Here is a 14,592-nt window from a genome sequence, read left to right on the forward strand (position 1 = left end):
AGTTAAATAAGCATTGCAGAAAGTAGTTTTAGTTAATTGACAAATTAATTTTTAATTTTGATATCAGCTAAATTAGCTAAATTTAAATTATGCAATTGCAAAAATTGCATAAAAAAACAGTTCTTTAGAACTGTGAAAAATTAGCATAATTTTGTGATTAAAATATTCTTCAAAGACATCGATTATTTTAATTAAATCATACCTTTGTTTTTGAATCATCTACTTCGTTTTCGTTTGGAATATTGAAGTAGTTTAATAATTCTATAGAAGGATTTTCTTTTGATGCATCTGCAGCATCTTCTTCAACTTTCAGAATTTCTGTATCTTGAGTTTGTAACTTGATTTCTTGTTCAATAATACTTTGGACATCTTCAAGAATAATTGTGTCTTGTTTGATGTCTTCTAGCTCATTGATTTGTTCTATAACTTCAACTTTTTCTTCTTGCACATAGATGTTTTTATCAACTTGCTCATCTTCACCTGAACCAATTACAGTGATTTTGAAAAATCCTGCATTATGTGGTGTATTGATAATTTCTTGACCTATTTTGATAGCTTCTGATTCATTAGCTTCATCGATGTTTAGTTTTTTGTAAACACCCATAATTGCTTCTTGAATTTGAGCTGATGTCGTATTCTGGTCATATTGCAAGTTAATTAATAATCTCGAAGGTACAAATAATGGATAATCATAATAGTTTGGTTCAAAAAGCTTGTTAAGTGCCTTTGAAACTTTTGATTCTCCTGAACCTTGTGTAACGTTAATGATTGATTTACCTGAATTTGTCAATGCATTTTTAAAATCAGCAAAGTCAATATTGATAAATCCTACTTTGTTTAAAATGTCATTAATTGCAACTACAATATTTTTTAAACTTACGTTAGCTAATCTGTATAAGTCTGCACTCGGAACTGATGGGTTCAATTCTGAGATTTTTTGGTTTGATAAAACTAAATATGCGTCTGTATTTTGTTTAAGATTTTCAATACCATTTGTAGCTATTTTATTTCTTGCTTTACCTTCATATGTGAATGGTGTAGAAACAATACCTAATACTAATGCGCCTTGCTCCTTGGCAATTTGAGCAATTAATGGTGCTGCTCCAGTACCTGTTCCACCACCAAATCCAGCAGTTACTATTACAATTTTTGAACCGCTTAATTTTTCTTTAATATCTTCAATACTTTCTTTAGCAAGTTCTAATCCAAGTTCTGGATTTGAACCTGCACCAAAACCATTGTTACTTTTTCCAAGAGTTAATTTATTTTCACATTTACTGTGTTCTAATGCTTGAGAATCTGTGTTTGCAGCTATGTAATTGATGTTTGGCAAATTTTCATCAATCATCATATTTACTGCATTATTTCCTGCACCACCAACGCCAATGATGGTGATTTTAAAGTTCTCTCATTTTTTATATGGACTATTTTGGGTTAATTGATCCATTTTTTAACTCCTTACTTATGGTTAAAAAGGTTTGTAAAGATTCTTGCAAAGATATTTCTTTTTGATCTTGAATAATCTATTCTACTAATAATAGTGTTGTTTTGATCTTTTTCAATAAGCATATTGTTACTTTGTAAAATAGCTTGCTGAATTAATTTGTTTTCTAAAGTAAATAAAGTAAAAACGTTGTCAGCTAATAAATTTTGAACACGTAGCTGATTGAAATTGTTGCTAAATGATTCTTTTAAATCATTTGCGATAAATTCATTTTCTGAATTTACAATTAAGCTTTTTAAGTTTGGTAAATCTAAATGTTTTCTATTTAGATTGTAAAAATCTAAAACTAAGTTTGATAAGTGTTTTTTAAATTCATTGTATTTTGCTACAACAAATTTGTAAACTTCAGCATCTTCATCAAATCCATTTGAAAATTCATCTAATCTTGTGTGGTAATCAATCATATTGGCAACTAGTTGATTATTTACCTTAAGATTATTTGCTAATTTATTAACTAAGTAATTTAATGAAATATTGTCATATTTTTTGTAGTTGAAAATTTTTCCATTTTTAACTACAAAAAGTGATAAATAATTTTTGTTTAAATCTACAGCAATACTTTGAACAGCTGTATCTGCAATTCTACTTGCAATTAATTGTGACTTAAGATAGAAAGTAACTCTTAAGTTTGTTCCTGAATAAGGTTTAGTGAACATTTCTTTTAATGTTTCTAAGTTTGTTCTATCTAAACCTGTGTCAAATAATGAAAATACTTGACTAATTTTTGTGTACTCTCTATCTGTAGGTACATTTGCATATTCTTTGCTAATATCACCTTTAACTGTTGTTCAGTTAATTGTTGGTGAAGAGATGAAATTCTCTAAGTTTGAGAATTTAATGTGTTTTTGCATTAAGTTCTCAAGTGATTTTTCAACCTCTGAAGAGTTAATTAGATTGTTGTTATTATCTAATTGATTGATAAATCTTGAAAATGATAAGTTTTCAAATAAATTGTCATCAAAAATTACATTTAGCTCTAGCTCACTATCATTTACAACTGTTTTTGTTGCTACAGCAGCTTGCTGATATCACGCATCAAAAGTTATAATGTCAAATGAGTTATATTCTGAAGTACGACTTAAAACATTGAAGTAATTATCATTTTGATATTTAACAAGTACAAATTCTGCATTTGTATCTGTTATATGATAGTTTGCTATGTACTTGCTCATAATTACTCCTTTATTTTAATTTTTTAATAATTCTTAGTTTCGCACTTCTTGATCTATTGTTTTCTTCAATTTCTTGTCTAGAAGCTTTGATTGATTTAGTTATAAATTCTTTTTGTTCTTGAATTGGCATTTTTGATGGTATTTTAGATTTGGTAACTTCTGCAAATGCATTTTTTACCATTTTATCTTCGATAGAATGGAATGTAATAATGCTTAAAGTTCCATTTGTATCTAACATACCAAGTGCATTTTCAAGTAATTGTTTTAATGAATCAAGTTCATTGTTAACTTCAATTCTGATTGCTTGAAAAATTGCTTTAGCTGGATTTTTTTCTCTAAGTAATGCAGCTGGATATGCACTTTTTATGACATTAACTAACTCTAAAGTAGTATTAATTGGACGATTATTACAAATGGCTTTCGCAACTTTTTTATTAAGTTTTACATCAGCGTATTTTCATAATATCTCAGCCAATTTATCTTCATCATAGTAGTTAACTACATAATAAGCATCAAGTTCTTGTGCTTGATTCATACGCATATCAAGTTTTGCGTCCTTGTTATATGAGAATCCACGTTCTGCTTGATCGATTTGTGGTGATGAAATTCCTAAGTCAGCAATAATTCCATTGACTTTAAAGACATTTTGTTCGTGTAATTTTGAAACAAAATCTTTAAAGTCGCTTTTAATAAGTGTGAAATTATTACTTATTTTTTCAAGTCTTCCTTTTGATTGTTCTAAAGCATAATCATCTTTATCAAAAGCGTATAAGTGACCTGTTGTAAGTTTTTTTAATATCTCTGATGAGTGACCACCCATTCCTACAGTTAAATCAACATAAATTCCATCTGGTTTTATATCCAGTGAATCTACTGTTTCGTTCAATAGAACTGAATAATGTAATTTACTTTGTTCCATGACCTGAAAGAGTTTGAGCGATATTTGCTATATCATCAAGAGAGTATTGGTTGTTGAATTCATCGTATTTTTCTTTTGATCATAGTTCAGCAATTGAACCTACACCAATGAAAATAACTTCTTTTTTGATGGATAGTTTGTCAATGATAATTTTTGGTAATGAGATACGGTTTTGATTATCAAGGTCGATTTCGTAAGTGTTTCCTAAAATGTATCTTGCAAGAATACGTGCATTTCTATCAAAACGATTATTTTCTTCAATCATTCTGATGTAAGCTTTGTATTCTTCGATTGATCTAATTTCAGCATTACCATCAAAACCGATGGTAACAAAAACTTTCGAACCGAGTTCATCTCTGAAGACCGGTGGAATGACCACACGGTTCTTATCATCTATGTTTCTTGAGTATTCGCCGTACATATTTACCACTTCCTCCCACTATCCACCATAATTCTACACCAAATTAGACAAGCATTTAAAAAATATTTATTTTTTTAGCAAAATTTTTTAGATTTTTCATAAATGTGAAAAATTCAAAAAAATCAGACTTACACAAATCTGATTTTTTAATTTTTGATAGTTTTTATGGAAAAAGTGCTCTTTTTCCATTTTTTACTAATTTAATAAATTAAATTAATTAAGCAAAATTGATGAAAATTAGTCAAAATTTGCAAATATTTAAACAATTAGTGGGAGGAGTTTTAAGAAAAAAATATTCAGCTTAATAATAAGTCGTGATTTTCATCGAAAATTGAAAAAAATTCTGATAATTTGCTCGATTTTCTCAATGAATTTAACTTGTTTTAAATGAATCATAAATAACTCTTTGAAAAAGTTTAAAAAAGAAAGTTTAAGTTCGTATTTTTTAATTTTTAATAAAAAACCTGCGCAATAAAATTGTGCAGGACTTTGAATTATTATTAATTTGCTGGAACAGTTATTTCGTTTGAAGATGAGTTTGAAGCTTGTTGCTTTTTACGTTCCTCTTCTTCTCTTTTTGCAACTAATTCATTGATTTTGTTATCTAAGTAATTATCTATTTGATGAACATATTCATTAGTTTCAAAATCGATTCTACCATCATAGTATGGAGTTAAATCAATCTCTTTAAGTGAAACTTTAGATAATTGAACACTCATTTCCCTATATGTATCTAAAGGTTTTTTGATGATGTTATCCTTAATGATATTTGTATGTTCACCATCTAACAACTCATTGAATTCATATGTCTTGTAGAATGAAGAATAAATTTTTCTAACAATATCATTAATTGAATAATTTACAACTGCAATCATATTTAAGTTGTAGTTCAGAATGAATTTAATCTTTTCAATAATAGGTGCATATTCAGCCTCTTTTGGATTATTAATTAATGAAGCCGAATATAAATTGGTTTGACTTAATAACATATTGTTATATTCATTAAATTTTTCTTGTTCATCTTTCTTTTGTAAGTCTTTTAGAATTTTGTGTGAATATTTCTTTTGCTTAATTTCTTCATTAATTCGATCAAATTGAGCTTTGTTTTCAGGATTATTAGCAAAAACTGCATCAATGTTCTCTTGATTATTTAAAAATTTAGAAACAACATAAAGGTTATTTGCAATGTTATTAATTAACTCTGTCGCTTTTGAACCTTCAATATTTGTATTTACATATTCATTTATTAAATCACTAACTTCAGTAACATAGTTTCATTCTCTTGGATTTATACCATAAATATATAAATAAAGTCCTAGAACAGGAAATTCATCAGATCTTGCTGAAGTTGGTTGCTTTCTAAAAAGATCTGCTTGTACGTTAATTTGATTAATTTTAGCTTTAATTGTAGCTGTTCATTTTTCATATTCAATAGCAGCAAACGTTTCACCCTCATCTCTTTTTTTAGCCAATCTTTCTTTGACAACTTTATATGAATCATTTGCATTTTGCACAGCTTTTAGTAAGTAGAATAACTCAGTTTGGTTTTCATTCTTTACTTTATTTTCAAGATATTTTGCAAGTTTATCAAATCTAGAAACTTGATTTTCAAAGTCATCTACTGAACCACAAGAAACTGATGCAACAATAGGAAAAGCAACAACTGGGGTTGCTAATAATGATAAAAATAATTTATTTCTCTTTTTTAACATAATTTTAAATTGTATATTATTTGAAATTTAATTTAAATAAATTAAAGTTTTGATTGCTAATATTAAAAATATGATTTAAGTAAAATAAATTAGATAAATAAAATTAAAAAAGGAATAAAATATAAGCATATTTCATTATTACAGTTTTTTATATAAGGAGATTAAATATGGCTAAATTTAAACGTGTTTTTATGATTGTTACAGATGGTTTAGGAATAGGACCAGATAAAGATCAAAAACGTTTTGGAGATGATGGTGCAAACTCAATTAGATCTGCATCAATGGTTGATGAATTTAAAATTGACACTTGAAGAAAATTAGGTATCGGAAACATTACAGACTTAAACGGTGACTACAGACAAAAAAACCAAATGGGTTATGTTGCTAAAATCCAAGAAGTTTCAAATGCTAAAGATACATTAGCAGGACACTGAGAAATGATGGGAATTAAAACATTAGTTCCATTTCCTACATTTGCAGAAAACGGATTCCCACAAGAATTAATCGACGAATTATCAAAAGCATTTGATGGACGTCCAATTGTCGGAAACAAAGCTGCATCAGGAACAGATATTATTAATGAATTAGCACATGAAGAAAAAGAACGTGGAGCAATCATTGTTTATACATCAAATGACTCAGTTCTTCAAATTTGTGCTCATGAAGAATGAACAGGTTTAGATAACTTATACAAATATGCAAAAGCTGCACGTGAAATTTGTTCATCACGTCCAGAATGAAACGTAGGTAGAATTATTGCTCGTCCATACATTGGAGAAGAAGGAAACTACACAAGAACATTTAATAGACATGACTACGCAAACCAACCACGTGAAATGATTTTAAACGAATTACAAAAAGCAGGTGTTGAAGTTATTTCTATCGGTAAAATTAACGACATTTTCGTTGGACAAGGTATCTCAAGACACATTCCATCTGGTTCAGATGAAAAAGGAATGGATGCTACAATTGAATTAGCTATGCAAGATGGAGAAAATCAATTTATCTTCACAAACTTAGTTCAATTCGACTCACACTTTGGACACAGAAGAAATGTTCGTGGATACGCGCAAAATATTGCCGACTTAGACGTTAAATTAGGAAAATTAATCAACGTTCTTAAAGAAGATGATTTATTAATCATGACAAGTGACCACGGAAACGACCCTCTTTACCCTGGATTCAACCACACAAGAGAATACTTACCACTTACAGTTTACTCTAAATCATTCAAATCACCAAAAGTGTTACCAGTTCTTGAAGGATTAGGAACAACAGGAAACATTGTTGCTAGAAACTTTGGTGTTGATATTGTTACTGAAACAGGTGAAGATATTTTCGACAAATTAGTATAGTATTTATTCAACTCATCAAGCTTATGCTTGATGTTTTTTTATTTCAAAAGTTATCTAAATTACAACTAAATGTGTAAATTTTTCACACTAAATTGCAGTTTTTTATGTTTTTCTTTCCATTTTTTTTTTTTTTTTAGAATAAGGGTTAGAAAGGGTGAAATTATTTAGTTCATAAGACCGAAAAATACACAAGAATATAACATTCCATTCTCCACAACTCAATTATTCATTTTGTTTAGATTTAAAAAATGATTTTCATTAAACACCCATCTAATTAATTAATCTATCAATTATTAATTATTAAAGTTAATCTCAACTAATTGAATATAAATATTTTTCTAAGTTTCACAAGTAATTAATTGAGCTAAAATAATTTCATTCTTTCTAGATGTTAATATTTAAATTTAAAAATTACACAAAAGGATTAAAAATAAATATGCAAAAGAAATTTTTATCAGTACCTATATTAGTATTATGAATTTTAGATTGAATTTTAATCTTTATTTTAAGCATATTAGCTGTAGCAGGAGCATTAACCGGTGCTGGAGTTGGTTTTGTTATAGGTATGGCTCTTGTTTACCTTTTAGTAAGTGGAATGAGTTTAGCTCTATTTATTATGCAAATCGTTGCTGCTGTTAGAATTAATAGTGAAAATAAAACAATTATGGTTTTATATATCGTTGGATTTTTCGTCCCAATTTGTACTTTAATTGCAGCAAGTATGGCTATTTACAAAAAATTATACTAATATTAAATTTATAAAATCAAATAAGAAAATAGAGAATAATACAAAAGTTCTCTATTTTTTAATTTGACTGTTTTCAAAGTTAAAAAATCCACAATTAAAAACTAAGGAATTGATTTAAATTGGTGTAATTTATCGCAGAAAATGTAAATTTTCACATTTTTTTCACATTAAATCAAAGTTTTTTAACTTTTTCTTTGCGTTTTTTTTTTTTTTAGAATAAGAAGTGGGAGGAATAAAACTATTAAAATATAATATCCTAAATGTATAATAATACCATGATTTTTCCATTTTGTTACTTACAGTAAATTACCATTTATCTTTGTTAATATTTCATTGATTCATTTTTATAATGATAGTGCTATCTAACAATAATAGTAATTAAAAAATAACAACTTCATTATAAATTGCATAATGTAATGTTTCGAAAAGTTACTTCAACATACAATAATCAGTGATTTCTTTCACTTGTGTATGATTATTAAATTCAATACTTATTATAATTTAAAGATAGATGCATGTGATTTAGTTCAATTTTTTAAGTAGTTCAATAATAAAAAATTAGTTTTACTCCTTCCAAATCTAAAGTTTTGATTTAAGAAAACTTTATAAAAAGGATTACTTCGATATGCAAAAGAAATTTTTATCAGTTCCAATATTAGTTTTATCAATTTTAACAACGGTGTTTGCTTCAATATATTTTATAGTGGCTTCTTTAACTCCCATAATGTTAAGCAAATTTACTACAGATAGAGACACGGTAGCAATCCTTAGCATAGTTGCTTCCGTCATAAGTCTTATGCCTACTTCGGGATTAGGGCTTGCTCTATTTATTACATGCATTGTGGGGGCAGTTAGAATCTCTCAATATAATAAAGCTACGATGATCTTATATACTATAGGTGTATGTGTACTGCCTCTTTTATTACTTCTTTCTTTCATCGGTTCAATTATAGCCATTGCTAAAAAACAATATTAATATAAAAATTTATAAATTTAATATCAAAAATTGGGAACAATAAAATGTTCTCTATTTTTGTTTCACTGTCTTTCTATAAATCAACTGATTATTGCTGCTGAATTAGAATGCTGCGAGTTTTTCTATGTTTTATATATGAAATTTTAACCATTTTATAAATAACAAAAATACTTATGACTTAACCTTGCATTTACCGATATAGACAAAACAACAGTATATAAATTCAAAGATGATGCTACTATTACTATGACAATTGATGGCTTAATTAACAAAGCTCAAATTTTTGCATCAAAAAGAAAAACAGTTGCTGATTTTATAGCAAGGATAATACCGACAATTAGATTTAAAAAAAGATGTAGATGTATCAACTAAAATTAACCCAGAAGATATTAATATAGACACAGATGTTTCAATTTATTGAAGTAATGATTCATTACCAGAAGTTCAAAAATTCTACAATATCTCATATAAAGTTACAAAAGAAGACATAGATGAAGATAGTGAAGATGCATTTTATATCTATAAAACACTTACATCTAAAGAAGATGCTAGACTACAACTTGTACTAATATCCACAGTAATTAGTGATTATGTGAAATAGTACTATATTAAAAAAGAGAAACAAAAATAGAGCGTAAGAGTCATACATTATTGTCGAATTGTAAAGTGAGCCAAAAATAAGGTGCACTTCTTTTTTAATCTAGTTTTTTACTTAATGCACAAAATACATCAAAAACAATTGAAATTAATATATTTTTTTCTTTTATCACTTAATGCAAGTCTCAAAAATAAAAACATCACATATAAATTTGTAATGTTTAAGATACTATTAACATCTAATTCAATCTACTTTGTCGGTTGTTTTAGTTGCAAATTTAATTCTCAATGCTTTCACTCATAAATAACCTATTGATGGAGTTAAAACAAATCCGACTCCAAAAATAACAAAGTTTAATAAACACACAATAGCTACATTTCCACCTTTATAAAATAAAGGTTCACGGAAGTTTAAGAAACCATATATAGTCATATCAAGTTCTTTTGTCAATCTATTTCCATTCTTAAGCTCAACATCTTTAAATTGATCATAAATTGGTGTTGACATTAAGAATGTGATTAAAGCAAAGAAGTAGTAACCTAACATTGTTATAATACTTAAATAAACAGTTTTCTTTGAAATTTGAATTTCTTTACGATTTATGATTAAAATCACAAATCCTAAAATTGGTGACACTGCGTGAATTATGAATGTGTTAAAAAAGTAAAGTGGTTTAAATTCTTTTAATTCAGGCATAAAGATTAATGTTCAATATATTAAGAATGTAATTGAAATGTAAATAATTGACAAGAAGAAAGTTTGTTGTGCTTTATGATTTTTCATTTTTAATGCAAATATAACTGCAGATATTGCTAAAAATGTATTACTAAGTCACGTAAATGTTAAATTAACTCTTCAAAATGATTGAAGCATTTTGTAACCGTGAATACTTGATCTATTTAGGATTTCAGATTTAGCTTCATCTGATAAACTTGTTAATTCTTGTGAAATTCTTGTTGAAGTTAAATGTCAGTTTATTAGCGTTGCTAATATGACAACAAATACAATACCAATTGCTAAAAAGAATGATATTTTTTGTCTTGTTGTTAGATAAGAAAAATTCTCTTTTGTTGTTTTAATTATTTTCATAGTTTCATTATATAAAAATAAGAAAAAACAACTTAGATTTATTTTGTATTTCTTATGATCTTAATTTGATAAATAAAATTAAATTTTTATTCTTTGAATTGACAAAAATAATGTAAAATAGTTTTAGCGTGGTCGCGTAGCTCAGCTGGATAGAGCACGAGCCTTCTAAGCTTGTGGTCGGAGGTTCGAATCCTCTCGTGATCGCCATTTTTTTTATACCTTTTTTGACCCATATAAATAATTGAAGATATAAAAATTAAAAATATATATAATGTATGCATTATATATAGGATAAATTAATGAAAGGAGTAAATTATGTATAAGATGTTTAAAATTTTGCCATTTAACATTAAAATGAGATTTTTTATTGGTATCATCATTGTTATTTTAAATGTTGCTTGCACAATGATTTTGCCAATTGTGCTTAGTCAATTCTTGCCTTTACTTACAAAAGGTAATCAAGAAATATACACGATTACAATTTTTAAGAACTTACAATTGTATGAATCATCAAGCTGAACTAATGCATTTGTATTCTTATTAATTTCAATCTTAGTATTACTTGCACTTACAGCAATAACTGCTATAGCTTCAACCATGATAATCATCGGAGCTGGCGAGAGAGCTTCTAACTTTTATAGAAATGCTTTATTTGCTAAATATCAAAAACTTAGTCTTAAAGATATTTCTAATTTAACAACCGAAAGTTTAATAACAAGAATCAATGATGATGTTGCTGTCTTTTGAGATTTCTTAGTCGGTGCATCAACATCACTTGTTAAAGCACCATTATTTATTATTGTTGGATTAGTATTTGCTTTTGCAACAGATTTAGAATTCACTTACTCAATTTTAGCTGTTATACCTTTACTTCTTTTTGTTATGGTATTTATATCCGTTAAGGTAAACCCTAAACTTAAACAAAACAGAAAAAATCTTGATGCAATTACAAAAGAAGTTGACGAAACTGTAAATGGTGCTAGATTTATAAAAGCAAATAATTTACAAGAACAACAAAAAAGAAAATTCAATCACGCTAATAATCAATGAGTAAAAACTGAAAAGAATATTTTTAAATTCTTTGCAATTGGAACACCTGCGTTCTTTGGAATTGTTAACTTTATTGTTGTCTTAATTTACGCAATAGGAAAAGTTAAATTAGATCAAAATCCAAACATTGATGGTGAGTTTATCGCAAAGATTAATGTATTTATCGAATATGAATTTGTTATAGCTGGTGGAATTATTTTATTCTCACAATTCTTAGGTTCTATGTTTAGAGCAAAAATTAGTTCAGGTAGAATAGTTCAAGTCTTAGATGCTAAATATGATGATTTATTTGTTCCAAATGGAAAAATAATTTCACAAACTAATGATGTAACAGATTATTCGGTTCAATTTAAAAATGTTAACTTCAAATACTTTGACACAGCCGAAGATTATGCAATTAAAAACATTAACTTCAAAATTCCAGGTGGCAAAACTTTAGGAATTATTGGACCAACTGGTTCAGGTAAAAGTACAATTGTTAACTTACTTGTTAACAATATGAAATACACTCAAGAAAACGGAAATATCTTAATTAATGGTATTGAAGTAAGAGACATCAACACACATAACTTACACAAGAATGTAGCTATCGTTTACCAAGATGCACTTTTATATTCAGGAACAATTAAATCAAACGTTTTATTCGCTAAACCTAATGCAACTAATGAAGAACTACAAAAAGCTCTTGTGGCATCTTGTGCAAGAAACTTTATTCAGACATTCGAAGATAGAGAAAATCACAAAGTCGAACAAAAAGGTAAAAACTTAAGTGGTGGTCAAAAGCAAAGAATCTCAATTGCAAGAAGTTTAATTATTGACCCTAAAATCTTAATTTTGGATGACTCAACTTCTGCTCTTGATAACTTAACCACAAAGCAACTTATTAAAAATATTAAAGAAAATTACTCTTGTACAACAATTATTATTTCTCAGAAAATTAACTCAATCAAACACGCTGATAATATTTTAGTTCTTGAAGATGGAAAAATTCTTGACCAAGGAACTCACGAACAATTACTTAAATCTTGTCAATGATATAAAGATGTAGCAACTAACCAATTAGATCAATAGAAAGGAGAAGTAAATATGTCTGATTTAAGAGAAGAACAAAAAGAAATAGCTCAAGATTTACAAGCTAATGAGCAAGTTAAAGTTTTAAAAACACTTAAACAATTACTTTCGTACTTTTGTAGAAGTAAAAAAATATTATTTGTTGCTCTTTTATTTTCATTACTCAACTCTATTTTCTATATCATTGGTAGTTTCTTAATTGGAATAATCGTACAAATCTTCTTTGAACCTTATCTTAATTCACAACTAACTTACCCTGATAAATTTAATTTAACCAACTTTATATTAATGCTATCTGCACTTACACTTACATTTATCTTGTACGGTATTTGTAGATATGTAGAACAAAGGTTATATATCAAACTTTCTTTTGAAGCTGGTGCAACACTTAGAAAAGAACTGCTTGAAAAGATATTAAAAATGCCTGTTAGTTTTTATGATAAAAACAAAACAGGAGACTTGATATCAACTTTAATTGTTGATGTTAACAATACAGCTAACTCATTATTCCAAATGATGACGCAAGTTGTAACAAGTATATTCAACATTTGTATAACAATTATTGTACTTATGTTAGTTTCATCACTTCTTACATTAATTGTTTTACCTGTTACACTGATTTTATTTGGATTAGTTTTCTTACTAATTAAAAAATCACAACCTTACTTTGTTAAAGTGCAAAACTCATTCGGGAGACTTAACGCTTTTGTTGAAGAAATGTTAACAAATACAAAAGTAACTAACTCATTTGATAGACAAGCATACGTTTATAGTGAACTTGAAAAAATCACATATGATATTAGAAAAAGTGCTTACAAAGGTGATGTAATTGCTAAATCATTTGATATCTGATATACACTTATAGCAAACTTTGTTATCTTGCTTATCTCAGGTCTTGCTGCAATCTTTTATTTCAAACAAATACCTGTTTGAAACTTAATCGGACTTGGAGTTGACCAAAACGGAAATGCAACACCTGCATTTATTATCTTATTTATTTCGCTTAACTGAAACTTTATGGGACCTTTCCAAAACATCTTATCAAGTGCATTTAATGCACAAATTGGAATTGCATCTTCATCAAGAATTTTCAAACTTTTAGAAATTGCTGAACCTGATACATCAAATCAAATAATTGATATTAACTCAATTAAAGGACACGTTCAATTTGATAATGTATATTTCAAATACAATCCAGACAAGCTAGAATATCAACTAAAAGCAGCTTCATTCGATATTAAACCAGGTGAAGTTGTTGCAATTGTTGGTCCAACTGGTGCTGGTAAAACTACAATCATTTCTCTTTTATCTAAATATTATGATTACACTAAGGGTTCGATTAAAATTGATGGAAATGAACTTAGAAACATCAAAACAGATAAATTAAGAGATCATATGACAATTGTGCTTCAAGATTCATTCTTATTTAATGAATCAATTAAAGATAACCTTAAAATGACGAATCCAAATGCAACTGATGAACAAATCATTCAAGCTGCTGAAATGACACATGCCCATCATTTTATTATGAATATGCCTCAAGGTTATGATACAATGATCGAAAACAATGGTGCTAACTTATCACAAGGTCAAAGACAACTCCTTTCATTGACTAGAGCAATTCTTTCGAATAAAAACTTACTTATTTTAGATGAGGCTACTTCAAACATTGATTCAGCAACAGAACAAATCGTTCAACAAGCTATGTGAGAGTTAATGAAAAATAAAACAACATTTGTTATCGCTCATCGTTTAAGTACAATTAAAAATGCTGATGTTATTATAGTTGTTAATAATGGACTTATTATTGAAAAAGGAACTCACAAAGAGCTATTAGATAAAAAAGGTTTCTACCATCAACTATATACATCACAATTTGAATTCGAAAATTAAGACAAATTCGCAAGCTAGAAGCTTGCTTTTTTTATGCTTTTGAAGCATTAACTCTATTTCATTGATTTTTATAAAAGTAAGTAA

At 27.5% G+C, this 14,592-nt stretch carries 12 protein-coding genes and 1 tRNA gene; 6 read left to right on the top strand and 7 right to left on the bottom strand.

Annotation, left to right across the window (positions count from 1 at the left end; all coding sequences use genetic code 4):
- Positions 1–187 precede the first annotated feature (187 nt).
- From VBM91_RS00395 to VBM91_RS00415, 5 genes are all read right to left on the bottom strand, one after another.
- Positions 188–1,447: a cell division protein FtsZ gene (locus tag VBM91_RS00395; RefSeq protein ID WP_323188922.1), complete on the bottom strand. Its 1,260-nt coding sequence runs from the start codon at positions 1,445–1,447 to the stop codon at positions 188–190.
- Between the two features lie 11 nt (positions 1,448–1,458).
- A complete protein-coding gene (locus VBM91_RS00400; RefSeq protein WP_323176437.1) occupies positions 1,459–2,676 on the bottom strand; it encodes an MAG3720 family protein in 1,218 nt (405 codons plus the stop codon).
- Positions 2,677–2,686: 10 nt separating this feature from the next.
- Positions 2,687–3,595, bottom strand: a complete 909-nt coding sequence (gene rsmH / locus VBM91_RS00405; protein WP_323188923.1) for a 16S rRNA (cytosine(1402)-N(4))-methyltransferase RsmH — start codon at positions 3,593–3,595, stop codon at positions 2,687–2,689.
- Positions 3,582–4,016 (bottom strand): division/cell wall cluster transcriptional repressor MraZ, encoded by a 435-nt coding sequence (locus VBM91_RS00410; protein WP_257089633.1) that lies wholly within the window; start codon positions 4,014–4,016, stop codon positions 3,582–3,584. Before VBM91_RS00410 ends, rsmH begins: the two co-directional genes overlap by 14 nt.
- A gap of 500 nt (positions 4,017–4,516) precedes the next feature.
- Positions 4,517–5,728 carry a hypothetical protein gene (locus VBM91_RS00415; RefSeq protein ID WP_323188924.1) on the bottom strand — a complete coding sequence of 404 codons (1,212 nt, stop codon included), beginning with the start codon at positions 5,726–5,728 and terminating at the stop codon, positions 4,517–4,519.
- A 167-nt stretch (positions 5,729–5,895) separates the two neighbouring features.
- Here VBM91_RS00415 and VBM91_RS00420 point away from each other — a divergent pair, with 167 nt between their 5' ends.
- Together VBM91_RS00420 and VBM91_RS00425 are read left to right on the top strand one after the other, a co-directional pair.
- Positions 5,896–7,083 (top strand): phosphopentomutase, encoded by a 1,188-nt coding sequence (locus VBM91_RS00420; RefSeq protein WP_257089628.1) that lies wholly within the window; start codon positions 5,896–5,898, stop codon positions 7,081–7,083.
- A gap of 436 nt (positions 7,084–7,519) precedes the next feature.
- Positions 7,520–7,831 carry a hypothetical protein gene (locus VBM91_RS00425; RefSeq protein WP_323176440.1) on the top strand — a complete coding sequence of 104 codons (312 nt, stop codon included), beginning with the start codon at positions 7,520–7,522 and terminating at the stop codon, positions 7,829–7,831.
- Positions 7,832–8,446: 615 nt separating this feature from the next.
- Here the strand turns inward: VBM91_RS00425 and VBM91_RS00430 are convergent.
- Positions 8,447–8,770 (bottom strand): hypothetical protein, encoded by a 324-nt coding sequence (locus VBM91_RS00430; protein WP_323176441.1) that lies wholly within the window; start codon positions 8,768–8,770, stop codon positions 8,447–8,449.
- 283 nt (positions 8,771–9,053) lie between these two features.
- Between VBM91_RS00430 and VBM91_RS00435 the strand changes: the two genes are divergently transcribed.
- Positions 9,054–9,179, top strand: a complete 126-nt coding sequence (locus VBM91_RS00435; protein WP_323176442.1) for a hypothetical protein — start codon at positions 9,054–9,056, stop codon at positions 9,177–9,179.
- A gap of 457 nt (positions 9,180–9,636) precedes the next feature.
- Here VBM91_RS00435 and VBM91_RS00440 read toward each other — a convergent pair whose 3' ends face one another.
- Positions 9,637–10,494 carry an MAGa3780 family membrane protein gene (locus tag VBM91_RS00440; RefSeq protein WP_323188925.1) on the bottom strand — a complete coding sequence of 286 codons (858 nt, stop codon included), beginning with the start codon at positions 10,492–10,494 and terminating at the stop codon, positions 9,637–9,639.
- 130 nt (positions 10,495–10,624) lie between these two features.
- Between VBM91_RS00440 and VBM91_RS00445 the strand changes: the two genes are divergently transcribed.
- The 3 genes from VBM91_RS00445 (at position 10,625) to VBM91_RS00455 (ending at position 14,508) form a co-directional block, all read left to right on the top strand.
- Positions 10,625–10,701: transfer RNA gene (locus VBM91_RS00445), tRNA-Arg, on the top strand.
- Between the two features lie 108 nt (positions 10,702–10,809).
- Positions 10,810–12,615, top strand: coding sequence for an ABC transporter ATP-binding protein (locus VBM91_RS00450; protein WP_323188926.1), 1,806 nt, complete (start codon positions 10,810–10,812; stop codon positions 12,613–12,615).
- A 15-nt stretch (positions 12,616–12,630) separates the two neighbouring features.
- Entirely contained in the window at positions 12,631–14,508 is a 1,878-nt protein-coding gene (locus VBM91_RS00455; RefSeq protein ID WP_323188927.1) for an ABC transporter ATP-binding protein, read from the top strand.
- Positions 14,509–14,592 lie beyond the last annotated feature (84 nt).

Source organism: Mycoplasma sp. 2248, assembly GCF_034863245.1.
GTDB lineage: Bacteria > Bacillota_I > Bacilli_A > Mycoplasmatales > Metamycoplasmataceae > Mycoplasmopsis.